The sequence below is a fragment of the Pseudomonas sp. LF020 genome, from assembly GCF_053456425.1.
In genome coordinates, this window is the sequence record NZ_JBRFIX010000001.1 from 401607 (window position 1) to 419612 (window position 18006).

Consider the following 18006-nt stretch of genomic DNA (forward strand, 5'->3'; position numbering starts at 1 on the left):
ATGTCGCTATCGCTTCTTCGGGCCTCGAGCCCCGGCTCACCTAATCAGCCGAGTATTTCCTTAATGATGGATGCAACGTTCCTAGCATCGTCTATCCCCCGGTGATAGATACCCTGCCAAACCAAGCCCAACGACTCTACTGTTTGCTTAAGGCTTTTCGGCTGATCGTCGTATAGGCCTTTATGCCACTTCCTGACGTTGAAGTGCTGCAGACCGGCGAGCAGGGAAGGGCACGCAGCGAATCCGGCATCACGCTCAAGCTGTCTTGCATCATAGTCACCCCATGACGCCCAAGCCGCATCCGGATAACGCGCAGCAAACGTTCGTAGTTCTTCACCAACCTCTTGATAGGTTAAAGCGTCGTCCACGTCCGCCTGCTGAATGGATGTCAGCCTCTTACAGAAATCAGTAAGGGTAGGGTTGATCTGCGGTCGAACGAAGCGTTGGAGTTCATCGACGATCTCAAGCGTTTCCAAGTCGATTACCACCAGGCCAATCTCGATCGTCTCCATCTGATCAGGGACGACTGCGAGCGGCCTTGGTGATTCCGAGTCGCCCACTTCATCACAGGTTGCCTCAAGGTCAACGCAATAGAGGTGGCGGTATGGCGCGAGGAGGTTCTGGATTGCTTGGAGGTGAAGGAGCTTTGCTTCAATGCTCATGACAAAGGAGACCTTGCTTGGAGCTTGTTGAGATTAACCGCCCCATCTCTGCTTGCCTGCCAAGCCATCGCACTTAACCTTGCTGTGTTGGATCGGCCTTGGTATATCGCTCGCGCCATTTTCGCTCCTCCTCTTTTAGATCGATTCCGTCGACGCTCAAAAAAAACTCATACTGGCTATATCTTCTAATTCGGATGAGTTCTGGGGCGTGACGACAAGGTAAGCTGAGATCCAGCTTTTCACCGCCAAATGCCTCTACTGCCACAGATAGGAGTTCACCTAGGTTACTCCACGCCTCAAACGCAATGTCTAGAAGGTCTCGGTTCGGAAATTGTGGAATCATCCATGTGCGCCAAAGAGCCGGGGCGGAATCGCAATCGGGGCCTAGTCCGCGTAAGACTTTATTCGTTTTGCACAAGGCTTTATAACGCTCGTAAGCTGCATCCGAAGTTTCCCAAGGATGCACCTGAAACGGAAAGACGACCTTGATTTTAGCCCCTTCCGTTGTACCAATCCGTCCATGGCTATTTAGGTTCAGCGCTCCATGGTGGACGATAAAATCCCGCTGCTTACCCAGTGTGTATATGAAGTCATTTTTTGAAAAAATATCGAATTTCGGTTTGATTTTTGCCTTTACCTCACGGTGTTTCTGCAGGTCATTACTCAATGCGTCAGGCACTTCCTTAACCGCGCGCAAAAAAGAGTTGCACGAATAGCGGAATGGCTCCGGTTCGTGATAGTGAGCTTCCATCTGATGTAAATGCCAGTGACATTCATTCCATCGGTCGAGAGAAAGCTCTAGATATCTATGCGGGCAATTTTCCATTGTCGATAGCTCCTCTTACCGGTAGGTATGTCCGTTTGACTTTGTCGGTTTTACTCAGGCGTCATTAGCACCGCAAGCGTCATATTGAAGAACTCTTCGTTCTTGCTGATTGTGTCCAAAGCGCCGCGCACGTTGCCGGCGACTTCTGCTGAGCCACGCTGCTCAATCCAAAGCGTTAGTTCCATGATCGTGGCTTCGAGGGCGAGTTGGTTATGATTTGATCTTGAATAACAGGGAAGGGAGTAGCTCAGAGTTCGACATTGTGATTCCTCCGTGGAAGAGCTCAGCGTAGCAGCACGAAAAGCAGAGGATGGAAAAGGGTTAATGACGTTATGGACAAGCTGTAAGCACCCCTCCGATAGACGATCGATTATTGCAGTTCTATAGTCTGCTTTCTGAACGCGCCAAGGGTCGCTACCCAGTTACGTGAGATCAAGTGAAGCTTATTGGCAAGGTCGCAGCAGCACTCAGGTGTGAAGAATGCCGGCAAATCCTCTTGAGCACTAACATACTCAAGAATGTTGCCGTGGCACAGGGTGTGCCGAACCCTGACGAGTTCCACGTTCTGGCGGGTAGGCAAATTGGCTTCGAAATCGTGCTCATCTGGAAATGCTAATGCGTCGATTGATATGCCATTGGCCCTAGCTTGGCGCAGCAGTGAGTTACTGAGCAGCGAGATATCGTCAACGTTGTCGATACGGGCAGGGATCTTTACTTGAGCCATCGTATTGCGAAGCGAGCCCTCGATTCCGGTCAGAAATCCAGAGCAAGCCGGCAAGTAGAGTTCATGCTTCAGGGCGTCATACGCCTGGATAAAAAGCCAATGCGTTTCCGCGCCCAGCGAGTGCTGAAGCCAATAGCTACGCTCTTCGAAGTCCGCCTGCTGTTTTTGCAGGAAACTCTCTAGCTCTTGCTTGTCACCCGACAGCTCACGGTGGTCATTCATACCGGATACCTCGTTTCAGCCGACTGATTATGGGGCATCTGCCCCGCCACAGACCTAGGAATCTACAGCGTATCCACGAAACAGAACATCAAAGGGTGTCGGGCTTGGAGATCCATTGCAGCACTTCGTCTACGCCAGCTCGATTTGCCTGCGCACGCACTGTCTTGCCAATTTTGAACGGTGCATCCTCTCTACAACGCTCTGCAAAGCGGACGAAATTCTTATCGGCCGATATGATTATGTCCGCATCAACCAGATGGGTCGCCAGTCGAGTGTCGCCAGGGGTGCCGGTAGTGACTTTGTGCCAAGCTTGAAGAAACTCAAACGATCCACGTAGCCATTGCCGCGGGACTGCTGCGGGATCTAACTCGTGCAGCCATAATCGATTCATCGACTCCGGTGATGAAAGCATAGCGGGCACGTTAATTTCGCTATCGAGCCATTCTCTCACCGCACTCTCATACACCTGCAGTTCCGACTTGAACATATGCAGACTGGGCACCCGCCAGTAATGCACGGGCTTTCCAGTCCAGCCTGGAGTGCCAGCCTCCGGGACATGCCCGACGTACTCTAGGTGTGTATCTCCGCAAGGCTTGGTTTTCTTCATGCGCTCCCTTATGGCGAACGATTGCTCCACTGCCAAGCGTTCTTCTTCGTCCCTTCGAACACTTTCATTAGCTGGTGGAGTTGCGATCTCCCGGCGCGCACGATCCCAGTAGCCACCGGTTCGCCTTACCCAGTCATATCTGACCCGATTGAACTCCCTCAGGTTAGGCTCGGCTATGACCCACTCAGGCCGAAGTTTGAAGATCTCTGACTTGAGCTCAGCGCATTCGCTGAACACCTCAGGCATCAGTCGCTTCCAGTCTTTTTTTGTCAATAGTTGGATAACCTTGCGGCGGGCTTCCGGAACCGGCAGTTGCTGTACCTCATCCACCACGGCAGGGGAAACGACAATCTCAACGCCTGCAGCCCTAGCGACCGCTGCAAGCTCACGGCCAGCATCCTCATTCGCGATGTAGCTCCAGATGTTTGTATCCAAAAAGAATCGCATCAATGCTGTCTCAATCCTGAAGTAGTAAGCGTACTACGCTGTAAAAGCCGCCAAATATTGGATCACTCTAGGTCAAACATCCACTGGAATCCTTCGACTGCGCCTACCTTTCAGAAAGCGTGTCTGCGAGGTATATGCATCTGCAACCACGTCTTCGGCTGGCCCGAAGGGGCGAGCGCTTTGGTACGCAAGAGCAGGGCGGGCAGTTGAGTTTAGGTCGGCATCGCCGCCCGCGTTCACCGCATGGAGTCGCACGTTTCGATAGCTCACCGAAAAGGCTAAGCTAGGCTTCGCGACGTCGGCTATCAGCCTCAGAAGTTTTGGTCAGTCGCAGCAAGGATAGAGTGATGACCGCGATCTCCCCCTTACTACTTGAAGGCCGATTAGGGCTCCCCGGTTTCGAGATCCTCTAAGTTTCTGCATCGGCAAAGCCAGCAGATTAGATTCACTACAGAATGAGATTACTGGGATGGGCAGAGTCCAAAGGATGTGGGAAGAGGAAATGGAGCGCGGCTATTCAAGCGTTGAGGATACCTATGTCTGCGAGAGGTGCATTCAAGACGCGGGGCTGAAAAAATTCGTAAGGAGACACCGTAGTCCCGGTACCTGCTCCTACTGCGATAGATCAGTCAAAGTGTCCGCCATGGATAATGTGATAGAGCACGTGGTGAACAGCCTTTGCTTGGAGTGGGGCGATCCAGCCAATGAAGGACTTCCCTACGAGACCCGAGAAGGTGGGTGGCAAGGTAATGTTTACAACATTTATGAGCTGCTTTACGACGTAGGCCCCGATTGCCCAGAAGAGATTCTAGATACGATTGCCGGGTCAATTCATGACACCGGATGGTGCGAGAAAGACCCGTATTCTCTCCCTCTTCACAAGATATTGGTCTACGGTTGGCAGAGCTTCAGTAAATTCATCACTCACACCGCGCGGTTCGTATTTTTCAGGGCGGTCAACCCAGCATACGATCGTGACCAGCACGACGAAATGAACCCGGTTGACATCCTGGAGACCTTGGGCCGGGTTGTGGGAAGTCTAGGTCTTATCGATACGGTTCCGGGCGGGAAAAAAATTTATCGCGTTCGGATCGTCGACCAAGACGAGTTGATAACGCAGGCCAAGGATCTTGGCCCACCTCCAGCCGAACGAGCAAATATGCCTAATAGGATGAGTCCAGTAGGCATTCCGATGTTCTATGGTGCATTCGATCTCAATACAGCCATTCGTGAGATTTACGAGCCTGACAATGCGAAGGGGAAGAAGATCGCCTCGGGCGAGTTCACTGCTCTTCGAGATCTTAGAGTGGTGGATCTATCGAAGTCGCTTCCTGTTCCCAGCCTCTTCGATCCAACACTCCAGAAGCTGCGTAACTATTACCGCTTCATGAATAACTTTATCGACGATTTCACCAAGCCTATTGAGCGTAGTGATAGAGCACACGCTGAGTACGTGCCCACCCAAGTGGTGACAGAGTATTTTCGACATGTGTATCGGACTGGAGATGGAGCTCAGATAGACGGAATCATCTACCCCAGTTCAAAGACTGGGCAGAAGGCGATCGTGATTTTCGCTGATTCTACTGCATGCATTGATGCCGGAGAAACGCAGGGAAGTGGAGCGCTTCTGAGGTTGGACAGGGCGGTCGATGTCAGCTTGGATGTATATGCAAATGTTGAAGGCATCGAAAATTTTTGACCGGAATAGGCGTTTTGCGCTGGTTGATAATGCCTGGAGTCTGGTGCGCCGGAGCTTCAAGGAAGCGCATTGCGGTCTTCTCATTTATCCTTAGCGTTGCCGAGCTGTCCGCTATCCCATGCTTCCGTGAGTTCGTCTATCCGATCCGCGATCTGAGGCTTTTTCGATAGGACAAGGCAGCGTGTGTTGCCGAAAAATTCCTCCACCAGACTAGCTGACTATATGGCTGCGGCCGCCTGGAACTCAGGTAACATGCGAGTCGCGGCGCATTGCGCTTTGACTGATGGAGTAGTTGCGTGGGAAGGACGTTCGCATTCGTCGATGAGTCTGGCAATCATGACCTGGATACGTCGAAATCGGGAAGCTCAGGCTTCTTTGTGATCTGCTCGATCATCATAACCGAGAAAAATCTGTCGGGGGCCTACGAGCGAGCAGAAGCGCTGCGCTTACAGCACTTTCAAACGGGTGAGATCAAGTCCAGTAAGCTCAAAGCCAAGGATTCGGATCGCCGTCGGAAAATCCTGCTAGATCTATCCGAACTGCCCCTGAAGCTTTATTTCACGGTCGTGGACAAAAGCCGCGTGCACAAGGATGGCGGGCTGCAATTCAAGCAGTCCTTTATCAAGAGTGTGAATAACCTCCTGTACGAGCGCCTGTTCAATCACTGCACCGATTTGCACAGACAGTGGATGAGCATGGAGGGGCTGAGTTTCAGGCTAGCCTGCGGGAGTACGTGGCGGCACGATACTCCGATGATCTTTTTGGGGACTCGGCTTTTCAGAGCAAGAGCAGCGATAGCGATGTCCTGATCCAGGTAGCAGATTTCTTCGCCGGCACCGTGGCCCACATCTATGAAGGCAAGGCTTCAGACGATGTAGTCGAGGTATACAAGAACATCCTGCGTAACCAAACCTTGGGTTTACTGGAATGGCCGCCGAAGTATCAGTCGCTCATCCCCCCGCCGATGAACGAGTCTGCGTATGCGGACTATCGAGTGCATCAGCAAGCATTGAAGCAGGCAGATCAGTTTCTGGCCAAGATTGGAAACCATCCGAACGAGGATGAGCGCCTACAGCTTTGCATCCTTGACTTCTTACGATTTAGAAGTGAATTCGTCAGTGATGAGTACGTATCTACTGATGATATCGTCAAGCACCTAGCGAATAGAGGATTTCAGGGGCTCGGGGATCAGAAAATCCGATCCAGTGGAATCGCGAAGCTGCGTGACTCCGAGGTGATCATTGCTAGCGCTACTAAGGGGTACAAAATTCCCCGAAGCCGCGCAGACATCAATGATTTCCTGGAGCTCGCATCGAGCCAGATTCTGCCGCTTCTTGATCGAGTCAAGAAAGCTCGGGATGTTTATCGACTTAGCAGCGTAGGGGAGTACGACATCCTGGCAGAAGACCAATTCGCCCAGATCAGGAAGTTGCTCTTATCGCTTGAGCCCTTGTAGATTAGGGATTTACGGCGTTGGAGGTCGTGGGACGGGCGTCTGGGTGATCGTACCGTGCTTGATCTCGATGCCCACTCATCCTCGATCTGCCTCACCTCAGCCATGAGCTCTGGGGACAGGTCGTGCTGACGAGGCTCGCTTAGATGGCCCCAATTTGCACCATCCCGCTCAGAGCTGATAGGTATGGAGCTTATTGGTTATGTAGCTGGTCAATCACTGCCAAGTAGCGCTGGAATGGCTCCGCGAGACGTTTGGGCAAAGTGCGGTGCCAAGTACCACGTCGATACTCATTCCAGACGTCTTCTTCAGGACGATGGTTAGTGATACCAAGCCGGTTTTTGTACCCCACCAACGCATTGCCTTTGCCAGCCAGTAATGTGGCAATGGCAATGTGCATAAGGTGACTCGGCACGTCCTGCGGTGTTCTGGGGCGATCCAAGGTAATCGTCAGGCAGCGGTGCTCGTGGAACTCACGCCAATCCGGCCCCGCGATGTCGCCGAGGTTTGCAACTTGCTTGGCTGCTGACTCGCTTTTTCCGTTGACGATTCCCAATAGAACTGTAGGGCTCTGAAGACCGAGTGCCGAACTCACCTGGGCCAACGTCGCTTTTACCCGCTCCAGATGCTCATCAGCGGCAAAAACAATGAACTGGTGCCGGAAGTCATCCCTCTCGATTAACGTAGAGGGCAACTGAACATAAAGCGGATAGAGCAGGTCATTCAGGTAGATGAACGTCTTGCGTCGGCCCTCATCATCGCTGGACTTTGTTGCTGTCAGCGCTTGTCTGGCCCACTGCGGTGTCAACTGATCCAGACTCATGTCGGTGATGTCGATGGATATGAGTGGAAAGCCCATTGAGCGGGCAGCCAAAGCCTTTCGCCCATCAAATGCGTGGCCAAGCTCAATTTCGATACCCGCCAGCACCATCGGATGCCGAAGAATGGGCTTACCGAGCACCGCCACATCAAGGCGGTAGGTGTTGCCAAACGGTGTTTTGATGCTCTGTTCTTGAGTAACGCAATTAGCCCCGAGCAGGAGATTGCCGGCCAGATGATACTGGCTGATCGTTTCATCCCTGTAGTACCAAGGCATGGCGAGCCCTGCGTCGAGTCGGCGCTGAAGCTCATCGGCTATCAGCTGCTTTGCTCGCCTGTGCTCCTCGCTTTCGCCAATATGACGTTGCCGAGCTTGTTCCTGGCTGTCGAAATAGTCCGCGGCTCGAGCACCGCGTTTGCCGGTGTACTTTCTGAAATAGCTGCGCGTTTTCAGCTTTCCATCATCATCGAAACAAGGGCTCACCCAGCTTACGAGGTGGTGGGGTTTGTCCACAGTGACCAAAGGCCACATCTTTCGATAATGCTCCCGGCTTTTAATTTCATAAGCCGTAATCGGAGTTTGGAAGAGGCCTTTCCTTGAAAAGACCACCAGCGCGTCATCCATAGCAATGCAATCCGAAGGTGTATAGCCAAAGAGAATAGCGCTTCGCTATTAGGCCTGAAACGTTTGAATCTGGAAAATGTGAAGTGGTGGGTCAGGGCCGCGACGATAAGTCGGCTTCTTCGGCGTCCATCAGCACCTAGCAGACTTTGAAGGTGGTAAGAGGAGCGGTTGTGTTCAAAACATTCTACGCACGAATTATCACCTGCCCAGCTAAGGGGTGGTGTGCAGTGAATGGAGAGATCGCTCTTTCGGGCAATGAGCCCGGCTACCTGCGCGGCTGGGATGAAACCAGTTCAACTACGCTCCGGTCTTTCAGCTTGGCCTTAAGCACACGGTTCTCTTCTAGCAACACCTCATTTATGGATGCAATGCTCGCGAGCTTGGCTTTGAGTTCATCAATCTCTTGACGGTAGCCTGCAGACTTTTGACGCTCGGCGCTAAGATCTTGATGTTTGACATCCCGCATGGCTCGGCTGGATCGACCCTGCTTCTCTCGTATTGTCTCTGCGATTGCCGGATAGTGATTGTGGATCAGCGCGGTCGACACACCGGCCTCTCGGGCGACGGCAGCGATGGTCAATTTGGCTTCCTTAGTATTAGCGCGTCCATGCTCGATCCGGGAGATGGCCAGCCTGAGATCCTTTTTTCGATCCTCGGCAGGCTTATAGTTGGCTGCTTTGCCCTTGCTCTTCATGCGGTCAGCGCCTCTGGAGGCATGCCAAGTTGTACCAATACGTCCCGGCAGCGATTCAGGTCGCGCTCAACGCGTTGGCGCCCGCCCTCACCAATGTCTTTGCAGTTCAGCAGTCCTTTGAGGTCATCGTAGAGTCGGTGGTAGATGGGCCCATGGATACTCCCGATCACAGAGTGATCGCAACCACTGCAGCGGGTACGCTCAAGGGTGTTGCCGACACAACCGTCGTTGTCTGCCGTACACCAGGCATGGCCATTGCTGCGGATCGCTGTGCTCTCAGAGATGGACTTCAGCATGGAGGCACGATCTTTGAAGATCAGCAGGTTTTCCGATTTTCGTTGCCACCCCTTGATGGAGCGTCCGTAGCCTCCTGCCAAGGATCCATCACCAATCCATCCGTCGACGATACCGAGCTTGATGTCTTCCAGCTCATCTTGAATTTCAGCGTACAGATCAAGATCCAGATGTTGTCCCCAGCTTTCGTCCATGGCGTATCCCAAGGTCATATCCAGCGACCAGTGAGCAAAATGCTCCTTGAGGTAGCGCAGGTCGCCAAAGCGGCTGTGTGCGGCGTAATTAGCGAATTTGCGTCTGAATTGGTGGCTGGTGAGCTTCCATTTCAATCCGCAGTCCTTGGAAAATGCCTTTAAAAGACTGTCCCAACCCGCGTTAGAGAGAGTACGAACTCGATTATCTTCTTTGGGGTAAAAGCCTAGAAACAGAGAGTTACGATGCGCACGCGCTTCAGTGATCTGTGGATCTTGCGCGTTTATTAGACGTCGTTTATTGATTTCGTCGGAAATCATCGCTTGGTACGGCGTAGCCCAGCGCTCCATGACGCGGAGGGCTCGAACTCCTGCCTCTGGGATCATCCAGTCATGGATTCCTTCATCAGTCTTCTCTGATTTAGATCGCATCCAGTGGTAAATCGTCGCGTCATCATCCTCAGTGCGCCGATGCGCCCCCGATTGCAGGTTAGCCAGTTCGTGATTACGGCAGCCTGAGGTGCTCGCCAGAACGATGTAGCAGGCTGTGCGTAGGTCTAATAACGATTTGTTGTACTTCCTAAGTCCACCCTCCCAGCCCATCTCACGCAAGTGTTGGTTTTTAGACCGGATTACGTCGAATCTATTCTGAAACCCGGCTTTCGAGGCGATACTGTCCAAGTCATCGCGCAGATCTAGCAGGAGCTTACCTCGCTCCACCTGCTGATGAGCTTCCTCGAACAAGATGCAGAACTCATCATCGGGAATCAGTAGTGTCTTCACCCCTTTGGGCGTGCCAAGTGTTCCCGACATTGCTCCTGCAGAAGTCTCAGGCCAAGGATGTTGTGGAAGCTTGTCCTCGGTGTATTGGCTCAACTCATACAACGCCTCTACGGCCTTGTATCGAGAGTGCAAGCCCTCTGCTGATAACGGCTTACCGTTTCGAGGCTGTAAATGAGCCTCACAGGCCGTGACATACGTGGCGGCGATCATAGGTGTCACACTACCGAGCTGGCTAAGTTTCAGTCCGTCCAAGTGCCGTAGGAATGGTGACAGGCCAGTGAAGAGACCGGTAATTGTCGCTCCTCTAGGCCGATCAGATCCGTCCCGACCTCGTCTCAGATAACGATAAAACACAGCCTTCACAACCTGACGAAACACTGGTGGCACCGTATCGAAATCAATCCGTCTATCGCTGATCGCAACATTTTTAGGGAAACCAGTGAGATACCAAACGTCATCACAATATCTGCTGATAATCACCCAATGCCCATCAACTTGATTTGCGCTGATGATCAGATTATCTCGCTCTGAATCGGACAGGCCGCGCACCTCTCCAGGTTGAGCGGTGAAGGTCGCAAAAGGTAGTTCTTCTACGATATCGTCAATCATGAGAAGACCTCCAAGCTGCCAATAAAATCAACAGACCAGAACGGGTGCGGTTGGGCACGAGCGCGCTGCTTCGCGGCCTCCACGGCTGCAGGCTTGAAGGTGCCACGGCGAAGTCCTTCCGCAATGATGTAGTCGTCGATCAGTCGAGGGATGTGGGCAAGCTCACGTGCCCACCGACGTTTGTCCATACGGGAGCGTTCAGCCAGAACGCGGAAGTAGAAGCTGAACAGTTTGTAGAGGTCTTCGGCGGTCACTGCGTAGTGCTTACAGCGCACGCAGTTGATGAAGTTCATGCAGGTTGCACCTTCGCGTTTCGGGGCAAACTGACCGTTTACAGGATCTGCACAGCGGCCCGAGGGAATTTCTTTGTAGGTTGCTCCGATAGTCGCAGTTAGAAGCTCCTCCACCAATAACTCTCCCATGAACCGCCAGTTTCGCCGAGCGTCCTCGCTGGGGGCCAGATAGTTCTGGTCGGCTACCCGTGGGGTGTTGCCGAGAGCGTATGCGGTGGTTGCGAGGTCTCCATCACTTAGGTCAAAGATGCGGTTTGCAAAAGTCTTACGCAAGCGAGCGATGTTGATGCGCAACGGCTTTCCGTCGGTGTCCTTCAATCCATACTCAGCTACAAGGCTGGCCGTGCCTGTTTCTAACATGCTTTGAGATAGTGACGTGATCTGACTCGTTGATTTAGCCCGTTTGCGGTACAGCCACACGCGACCCTTGAGGTCGTCCGGAGCTTCTGAATCCAGTGGTTCAGTTAACGTCATCACGCGACGGATCAGCCGTTCCACGTTGACCCTGACGCTGGGCATTGCCTCCAGCACGCGCTCGGTCTTCGACTCAGCTCGAATAGCCACCTTGTTGGTGTTGTAGCCACGGCGCTTCCATAGCGTCAGGAAGACGGTGTCGTCTTTTGGGTGTGGACGTAAGCAATTGCGGCCCATCTCTAGCAATGGAGTGGCATTACGACCGGTATGCAGAGCCACGACCAACAAACTATAGGCCAATAGGTCACTGGTAGGCGGCGTATCACTGATAAAAATGGGTTTTATGGCCTGTCGCAATGCCGTTGCGAACTGTTGTCGCTCACGTTTGGATAGGGGCGTCTCGCCCTTGGACTTGCGATTGACGTTTGGAAAAGGGTTGCGCGGAAAGGTGGCATTATCGCCAGACGTGACTAATCGAAAAATGCCCCGCCTCCCAAGGGCATGAAGCACCGACTTAGCACGCGAGTAATTGCTTTTCTGTGAAGGTGACGATAATGCCTGTCCAGCGAGATGGCCTAGAAAACCGTCGATAAGGCCTCGATTCAAATCAGTCAGCGTCAACTCACGCTCTAAGGCCATCGCTTGGAGTACGCAAAAATCAAGGAGTTTCCCTAATCCATTGTTGCAATAACCCACGACGGTGGTAACCGAAAGGGTGCCCTCTTGCCCTGCTAAGAAGCGCTCAATTTGTCGCTGACAGGCGTAGGTGATGGGGTCAATACCTGAACCGTACCACCGAGCAAAATCGAATGCTCGAGTGTTGGATGAGTTGCGCCCAAATGAGACCACTGTGCTTGCTGGAGGGATAGCCTCAGGCAAGATGATCACGTTGCCTGCCGTGTCGACGCTGTGTTCGACCTGTGGGACGCTGAGGTCAGTCTTGGAGAATACTTTGCGTTTACTCATCAGGCTTCTCCCGCCACTTCGTTCAGCTCGTCGTCGTACGCCAGCACCGCTTCATCAGCCATTTCGTTGACCATGTGCAGATAGATCATGGTGGTTTGTATCGAGCTATGACCAAGCTGACGCTGGAGGAACACCAGCGGATCGATCCCTTTCTGTGGGTTGCGTTGAAGGTTTACCAGGGTGTGGGTCGCGTAAGTGTGCCGCAGCATGTGGGTGTGCACTTCAACGCCCGCTCGCTCTCCTGTCTCTACAATGATCCGATTGAGGCTCTTGCCGTTGCTTCCATAGGGCTCTCCGAGGTGGTTTAGGAGAAGTGCCCTCTGATCCTTACCCAGAGACGCCCGCTCCCCGCGTAGCTTCGTCACGTACCGATAAAGTTCGGCCATGAACTTGCTACTGATCCAGATATCTCGCACCTTGCTGCCCTTGGTTTCCATCCCGCTGCCGTCGAAAGGGTCAAGCCGAATGCGCAGATTGCGTTCGGTGCGCCCAGCCTTGTCCGGGTCGAAAACGTACTCCACCGGGAAGGTAGCCAGTTCGTTACGACGTAGGCCTGTGCGCAGGGCCAGTTGAATCATGATCCGGTGATGTGGATTATCCACTACGGACATAAGTGACTTGGTCTGGGACATACTCAGAAACTTGGGTAGAGGCTTGTGACGACGCGGCATCACATCGTTTACCAAGGCTTTGCCACCACTCGCATTAACGTGCTCAAGGAAGCTTGATTCGCGCTTTACAGTCCGCTCCTCGTGACCGAACGGCAGGCGCTTAACCCAGCCGTTCTCCAAGGCGAACTCGTAGAATTTGCAGATGTACGTCAGTCGCTGGCGGGTAGTGTTGGGGGCCAGTTCGCAAGCCACCAGGCAGTAGTTCCTGTAGGCAGCTACAAGGCTCTTGGCCTCACCACGATCTACGTCCCGCCAATCAAGGTCATGGGCTTGCAGGAAACTGAAGAAGTCGTACAGCGCTCTTCCTGTACTGGGCCAGGATTGCTTCGAGCCGATCTCGCCACGAAGGAGGTAACGACGGAAGAATAGATTGGCCTGAGTGCAGCTCTCCATCGAGTCCCACAACAGAATCGGAAACCCCTGATAGGGTTGCCCTGCGATCTTGAAATCTTTGGTTCCCCACACTAGCTCCATCTTGCTTCCTGTCGTCGACCAATCGCTATGTGACTGTGTAAAGGCTACTGCTGCGACCCTTCACTCCCCATGAACAGATCTATGGCTTCAATAGCACAGAGATCTAACGACTACAACGCTCCAGATCATAGCGTGTTCCTCAAGGTTTGCAGGTGGGCCACCTGGCGACTGAAATCAGCGCTGCTCATGCGCTGTTTCGGCACCGGGCTCAGGGCCTGGCTGATGGCGCGGGTCGGCTGGCGGGTCAGGCGCGACAGCACCAGCCATTGCTCGGCCACGTTCAATTGGTCGAAGCCGGGATAGCGGCGGCGGGCGCGGCGCAGCACGTCCTGTTGCAATGCTTGCAACAGCGTGTGCTGACCGTTGTGGCGCAGAATGAAATCGGCACTGGCGCGCAGGTGCTCCTGCAGCTGCCGGCGGCCACTCGCGGCGGGCGCCTGCAATGGCCCGTGGCGCACAGCAACGTGCCACAGGCCGAGGCCGATCAGCGCCAGCAGGGCGACGATGGCTTGCGGGAAGTAACGCCAGAGCAAGGTCAGCAGACCATCATGCACCGTGTTGAAAATCAGCGTGACGTCAGTGTCGGCGCTCAGGTACCAGAGCAGCCAGGCGTTGTCGTGCTGGCTGATGGCCGGGGCTTTCCACAGTTCGGCATCGGTGACCACGGTGATCGAGCCGAGGCCGTACGGCAGTTGCATCATGTGCGTGGCCTTGGCGCTGTTGGCCCAGGCCTGGGCGAGATTTTTCGGATCCTCCAGATGAAACGCGGTGTCGAAACCGGCGTAGGCGGGAGCGTCCTCGTCTTCCAGATAGAGTTTGGTCAGGTTCGGGTACGGATCATCCGCCAGCTCCGCCGGCGGCTCCTTGAGATCCTTGCTCAGGGACTGGTGCAACTGCACCCGGTCCAGCAACAGATCATCGCTTTGTCTGGCCTGCTTGTCCCACAGCGCTTCGGCCACGAACACCAGGCGCCCACCGGCGCGGGCCCAGTTCAACACCTGATCGACCTGACGCGGGGTCATGCGCGAACGTTCGCCGAACAACAGCAGCGTGTGTCGACGCGGATCGATCTCTGGCAGCACTGCCAGCGTTTCGGCATGGCCGACGTTGAGCCCGCGTTCACGCAAAAACATCTCTGCCGCCAGATAAGGATTGGCCTGGGCCTGGGGCGAAGGGCCGTGATCGATCACTTCCTGATAAGGCCGGGCCTTGAGGTACAGATAAATGCTCAACGCCGCGAGCAAGGCGACGATCAGCCCGCCGAGCAGCCACGCGCTACGCCGGTTCAAGTGCGCGCTCCATGGTCGAACAAGGCGCGCCAGCCGTCACACAATTCCTGTTGCAGATGCGCCGCCGGTACGCGGTGCCCGTAGGCCATGTTCTGCCAGTGCTGCGTCAGGCTGCGACTGAACGCCAGCAGTTCAGGGCGCTGCAGTTGCTCGACCCGCAGCAGCACTTGATGCTCGGTGTCAGCGGGTTTCAAGGTCAGGGCAAAGTCGTGCAGCAGACGGCTGAGCAATCCGCGATAGAGCAGGCCCAGCGCGGCGCGCGGCTGGGTGTGCCAGAGTTGTTCGGCACTGGCGGCGATATCGTCGGGCAGGGTTTGCGGGCTCAGGTCCAGGCCAAACGCTTGCTGCGGTGCAGGTGGCCTGATGCGGGCGGGCAGCTTCGGCCGACGGCTGACGAAGGTGCGCAGGAACTCGCGATAGCGCCAGATCAGCCAGCCCACAGCGGCGATCAACGCTCCCCACAACAGCACTTCAATCAGGCCGGCCAGCGCATTGAAGCGCTGACTGTCCAGCCAGCCGAGCAGGGTTTTCAGCCATTGCGGCGCCTCACCGGGTTTACCCTCGGCCGGGGCTGCCGGGTCGTCGCCAAAGCGATAGCGGGTCACGCTTTCCTTGTTCTTGAACGGTGGTTGTTCGAGCAGCGCCTTGATGCTGTCGTGCGCAGCCTGACTGGTCAGCGGTTGGTGCAGCAGGCGGGGTGCCTCCGGTGCGCTGGCGGGATCGGCCGCAGCCCATACGGGTGGCACCGCCGGCAGCAACAGACAGACCGCCAACAACAAACCCACCGCGCTGCTGTTCAGGCGCTGGCGCAAACGGCGGAATACCAGCTCGATGTCCCACGCTTCCAGTGTGGTGCGCCGGTTCAGATACAGGCTGAAACCGCAGGCGACATAAATCGGTTCCCAGACCACCAGCACCAGCGCGTAGAAGGCGTTGGTCAGGTGCTCCAGCCAACGCCAGTGGTGATCGGCGTCGAGGATCAGCGATTGCCAGTCCCAGTCGGTTTCAATCTGCTGTGGCAGCAACATGTAGAACAGCACCATCAGGCCGATCCACAGTGCGGTTTCCAGATGCATGCCGATGATCGTCAGCCATTGCGCGGCGCCGGCATTGCGTTGCAGCAACACCTGCAGGCGTTGCTGACGGGCGGTACCGTCGAGGCCTTCGAGTTGCAGCACCGGCAGCAGGAAACTGCGACTCAGGCTCAGGCGGCGCCAGGTCAGACTGGCCAGCCATTGCGGTTTGAGCAGCCGCGGGAACTCACGCAGGGCTTGTTTCAGTGTCGGTGTTTCGCCGAACAGGGCCTTGGACAGGATGTACAGCGGCAGGCGTTCGTAGATCGGTTTCAGCCACCAGAAAATCAACACCGCCAGCGACGGCGAATCCCACAGCAACAAGGTCAGCACGGCGAACAGCGGCAGGGTGACGATGGCCCAACTGGTCATCAGCAGGCGTCGATGCTGTTGGCTCATGAGCACGCCCAGGTCCATGGCTTCCCAGCTGGTGCGCGGGCGGATCGCCACCGTGGCGTCACTCAGGCGCATGGCGTGTCCTTCCGGCGAACAGCAGATAGACCGCCACTGCGATCCATAACGCGGCACCGACCGCATATTTGATCGGCGGTGTGACCCCGGTCTTTGACGACCAATACGCTTCGATGAACGCCGCGATCAGCAGGAACAGCATGACGCCGCACACCAACTGCACGCTTTTGCGCGCCGCCTGCACCAGCGCTTCACCACGGGTCAGCCGCCCCGGTGCAATCACTGCCCAGCCGAGCTTTAGCCCCGCCGCGCCCGCCAGGGCAATGGCGCTCAGCTCGAAGGCGCCGTGGCCGATCACGAACGACCAGAACGTCTGCCCGAAACCGATTTCAGTCAGATGCCCGGCCACCGCGCCGATGATCAATCCGTTGTAGAACAGGAAGAACGCGCTGCCGACGCCCAGCAGCAAACCGCTGGCGAAGGTCTGAAAGGCGATGCCGATGTTGTGCATCACGTAATAACCGAACATCACCCAGTCTTCGCTGGCGGCCCGTTCGGCCGAGCGCCCGAGGTGCCCGGCCACCGGGTCGTACATGCTCTGCATGTCGCGCACCTGTTCGGCGGGGATCAGGTTGTAGACCAATTCGGGAAAGACATACACCAGCAAGGCAAAGCCTATCAGGCTGCCGAAAAACACCAGACCGGCGGCCAGCACGAACGGCCATTCGGCGCGCACCAGCCGGGGAAAGTCAGCGAGGATGAAACCCAGCAGGTTGGCGCCGAAACGACTGCGGTGGCGATAAAGCTGCTGGTGGCCGCGCAACACCAGTTGTTGCAGCGAGTCGATCAGAAAACTGCTGTAACCACGCTCCTGTGCCAGCGCCAGATGCTGGCAGAGGCGTCGATAAGCTTTGGGGAAACTGGCCACCTGCGAGGTGTCCTTGCCGTGTTCGAGGCGTTCGAGGGCCAGGGTGAAGCGCTCCCATTCGGCCTTGTGGCGAGTTTCGAAAAGACTCTGCTTCATGTCGGACCCAACAGGCCACGGGCGATGCCGTTGAGCTCGCTGACCGCTTTAGGCGCCGAGAGGTGCAGCGGCTGGGCGAGCAGGGCGGCAAGCTCGTTGACCCGCGCCGGCGACAGTTCAGCCTGGCGTTCGGCGAAGGCGAGCAGGGCGCGTTGTTCGCCGAGGTTGAGCGGCACCGGTGAGCGGCGTGGCTGGGCGTCAGGCAATTGCGGGCGGAGCAGGGCGCGTTCGCTGTAGACCACCAAAGTGCCGGCGGCGATGTCACCGAGGCGTTTGAAGGTGGGATGTTGCAGGCAACTGATGGCGCCGAAGGCATAACCGAACGGCAGCAGATCGACAAAACGCAGCAGGTTGCGCAGCAGCGAGGCCGACCAGCCGATCGGTGTGCCGTCATCGTGGATCACCCGCAGGCCCATCCATTGCTTGCCCGGCGAACGGCCCTGACGCAGCACTTCGAACAGCACCATGTACCACCAGCTGACGGCAAACAGCAGCAACGAACCGAGACCGATGCCGAGCTTGCCGAGAAACGCCAGCACCAGGAGCAGCACGCCGAGGATGGCCCCGCGAATGCCCAGGTCGATGCCGAAGGCGAGGCTGCGCACCATCAGACCGGCCGGGCGCAACGGCAGGTCGATGCCCTCCGGCGTTTCCACTTGATAGCGGGTATCGAGTGGCGGGTTCAGCGGTGCTTTCCGTGGCAGTGCTGTGTTCTCGAGCATGGGCTACCTGATGG

General features: G+C 55.6%; 16 protein-coding genes and 2 pseudogenes. 3 read left to right on the forward strand and 15 right to left on the reverse strand.

Features of this window, described 5'->3' with window-relative positions:
* Nucleotides 1–44: 44 nt before the first annotated feature.
* From ACU680_RS01860 to ACU680_RS01880, 5 genes and pseudogenes are all read right to left on the reverse strand, one after another.
* Complete coding sequence (locus tag ACU680_RS01860) at nt 45–662, reverse strand: 3'-5' exonuclease (RefSeq protein WP_448178508.1); 618 nt, start codon at nt 660–662, stop codon at nt 45–47.
* A gap of 73 nt (nt 663–735) precedes the next feature.
* Nucleotides 736–1488, reverse strand: coding sequence for a hypothetical protein (locus tag ACU680_RS01865; RefSeq protein WP_448178509.1), 753 nt, complete (start codon nt 1486–1488; stop codon nt 736–738).
* 50 nt (nt 1489–1538) lie between these two features.
* A pseudogene (locus ACU680_RS01870) lies at nt 1539–1749 on the reverse strand (hypothetical protein).
* 109 nt (nt 1750–1858) lie between these two features.
* On the reverse strand, nt 1859–2434 hold the full coding sequence (locus tag ACU680_RS01875) for a hypothetical protein (RefSeq protein ID WP_448178510.1): 576 nt from the start codon (nt 2432–2434) through the stop codon (nt 1859–1861).
* A gap of 88 nt (nt 2435–2522) precedes the next feature.
* Entirely contained in the window at nt 2523–3488 is a 966-nt protein-coding gene (locus ACU680_RS01880) for a hypothetical protein (RefSeq protein ID WP_448178511.1), read from the reverse strand.
* 502 nt (nt 3489–3990) lie between these two features.
* Between ACU680_RS01880 and ACU680_RS01885 the strand changes: the two genes are divergently transcribed.
* Entirely contained in the window at nt 3991–5187 is a 1197-nt protein-coding gene (locus ACU680_RS01885) for a HEPN-associated N-terminal domain-containing protein (protein WP_448178714.1), read from the forward strand.
* 80 nt (nt 5188–5267) lie between these two features.
* Here the strand turns inward: ACU680_RS01885 and ACU680_RS01890 are convergent.
* Nucleotides 5268–5396: pseudogene (locus ACU680_RS01890) on the reverse strand (AbrB/MazE/SpoVT family DNA-binding domain-containing protein); the annotation flags it as partial.
* Nucleotides 5397–5483: 87 nt separating this feature from the next.
* On the opposite strand from ACU680_RS01890, the gene ACU680_RS01895 reads away from it, so the two are divergent.
* Together ACU680_RS01895 and ACU680_RS01900 are read left to right on the forward strand one after the other, a co-directional pair.
* Nucleotides 5484–5996, forward strand: coding sequence for a DUF3800 domain-containing protein (locus ACU680_RS01895; protein ID WP_448178512.1), 513 nt, complete (start codon nt 5484–5486; stop codon nt 5994–5996).
* A complete protein-coding gene (locus ACU680_RS01900; RefSeq protein WP_448178513.1) occupies nt 5921–6643 on the forward strand; it encodes a hypothetical protein in 723 nt (240 codons plus the stop codon). Before ACU680_RS01895 ends, ACU680_RS01900 begins: the two co-directional genes overlap by 76 nt.
* Nucleotides 6644–6833: 190 nt before the next feature.
* Here ACU680_RS01900 and ACU680_RS01905 read toward each other — a convergent pair whose 3' ends face one another.
* The 9 genes from ACU680_RS01905 to ACU680_RS01945 form a co-directional block, all read right to left on the reverse strand.
* Nucleotides 6834–8084, reverse strand: a complete 1251-nt coding sequence (locus ACU680_RS01905) for a hypothetical protein (protein WP_448178514.1) — start codon at nt 8082–8084, stop codon at nt 6834–6836.
* Nucleotides 8085–8349: 265 nt separating this feature from the next.
* Complete coding sequence (locus ACU680_RS01910) at nt 8350–8778, reverse strand: TetR family transcriptional regulator C-terminal domain-containing protein (RefSeq protein WP_448178515.1); 429 nt, start codon at nt 8776–8778, stop codon at nt 8350–8352.
* Nucleotides 8775–10655, reverse strand: coding sequence for a site-specific integrase (locus ACU680_RS01915; RefSeq protein WP_448178516.1), 1881 nt, complete (start codon nt 10653–10655; stop codon nt 8775–8777). Before ACU680_RS01915 ends, ACU680_RS01910 begins: the two co-directional genes overlap by 4 nt.
* Nucleotides 10652–12328 carry a hypothetical protein gene (locus tag ACU680_RS01920; RefSeq protein WP_448178517.1) on the reverse strand — a complete coding sequence of 559 codons (1677 nt, stop codon included), beginning with the start codon at nt 12326–12328 and terminating at the stop codon, nt 10652–10654. Before ACU680_RS01920 ends, ACU680_RS01915 begins: the two co-directional genes overlap by 4 nt.
* Nucleotides 12328–13473 carry a tyrosine-type recombinase/integrase gene (locus ACU680_RS01925; RefSeq protein WP_448178518.1) on the reverse strand — a complete coding sequence of 382 codons (1146 nt, stop codon included), beginning with the start codon at nt 13471–13473 and terminating at the stop codon, nt 12328–12330. Before ACU680_RS01925 ends, ACU680_RS01920 begins: the two co-directional genes overlap by 1 nt.
* A gap of 125 nt (nt 13474–13598) precedes the next feature.
* Nucleotides 13599–14762 carry a DUF4350 domain-containing protein gene (locus tag ACU680_RS01930; RefSeq protein ID WP_448178519.1) on the reverse strand — a complete coding sequence of 388 codons (1164 nt, stop codon included), beginning with the start codon at nt 14760–14762 and terminating at the stop codon, nt 13599–13601.
* Entirely contained in the window at nt 14759–16306 is a 1548-nt protein-coding gene (locus tag ACU680_RS01935) for a DUF4129 domain-containing protein (protein ID WP_448178520.1), read from the reverse strand. Before ACU680_RS01935 ends, ACU680_RS01930 begins: the two co-directional genes overlap by 4 nt.
* Nucleotides 16293–17270, reverse strand: coding sequence for a stage II sporulation protein M (locus ACU680_RS01940; RefSeq protein WP_448178521.1), 978 nt, complete (start codon nt 17268–17270; stop codon nt 16293–16295). The genes ACU680_RS01935 and ACU680_RS01940 overlap by 14 nt, the downstream gene beginning before the upstream one ends.
* Nucleotides 17267–17992 (reverse strand): RDD family protein, encoded by a 726-nt coding sequence (locus ACU680_RS01945; RefSeq protein WP_448178522.1) that lies wholly within the window; start codon nt 17990–17992, stop codon nt 17267–17269. The genes ACU680_RS01940 and ACU680_RS01945 overlap by 4 nt, the downstream gene beginning before the upstream one ends.
* Nucleotides 17993–18006: the final 14 nt, after the last annotated feature.

Excerpts from the sequence above, each read along its gene's own strand:
- ACU680_RS01945 (WP_448178522.1), bottom strand. The coding sequence starts at position 17,992 with ATGCTCGAGAACACAGCACTGCCACGGAAAGCACCGCTGAACCCGCCA.
- ACU680_RS01915 (WP_448178516.1), bottom strand. The coding sequence starts at position 10,655 with ATGATTGACGATATCGTAGAAGAACTACCTTTTGCGACCTTCACCGCT.
- ACU680_RS01940 (WP_448178521.1), bottom strand. The coding sequence starts at position 17,270 with ATGAAGCAGAGTCTTTTCGAAACTCGCCACAAGGCCGAATGGGAGCGC.
- ACU680_RS01880 (WP_448178511.1), bottom strand. The coding sequence starts at position 3,488 with ATGCGATTCTTTTTGGATACAAACATCTGGAGCTACATCGCGAATGAG.
- ACU680_RS01925 (WP_448178518.1), bottom strand. The coding sequence starts at position 13,473 with ATGGAGCTAGTGTGGGGAACCAAAGATTTCAAGATCGCAGGGCAACCC.
- ACU680_RS01935 (WP_448178520.1), bottom strand. The coding sequence starts at position 16,306 with ATGCGCCTGAGTGACGCCACGGTGGCGATCCGCCCGCGCACCAGCTGG.
- ACU680_RS01865 (WP_448178509.1), bottom strand. The coding sequence starts at position 1,488 with ATGGAAAATTGCCCGCATAGATATCTAGAGCTTTCTCTCGACCGATGG.
- ACU680_RS01920 (WP_448178517.1), bottom strand. The coding sequence starts at position 12,328 with ATGAGTAAACGCAAAGTATTCTCCAAGACTGACCTCAGCGTCCCACAG.
- ACU680_RS01860 (WP_448178508.1), bottom strand. The coding sequence starts at position 662 with ATGAGCATTGAAGCAAAGCTCCTTCACCTCCAAGCAATCCAGAACCTC.
- ACU680_RS01875 (WP_448178510.1), bottom strand. The coding sequence starts at position 2,434 with ATGAATGACCACCGTGAGCTGTCGGGTGACAAGCAAGAGCTAGAGAGT.
- ACU680_RS01905 (WP_448178514.1), bottom strand. The coding sequence starts at position 8,084 with ATGGATGACGCGCTGGTGGTCTTTTCAAGGAAAGGCCTCTTCCAAACT.
- ACU680_RS01910 (WP_448178515.1), bottom strand. The coding sequence starts at position 8,778 with ATGAAGAGCAAGGGCAAAGCAGCCAACTATAAGCCTGCCGAGGATCGA.
- ACU680_RS01885 (WP_448178714.1), top strand. The coding sequence starts at position 3,991 with ATGGAGCGCGGCTATTCAAGCGTTGAGGATACCTATGTCTGCGAGAGG.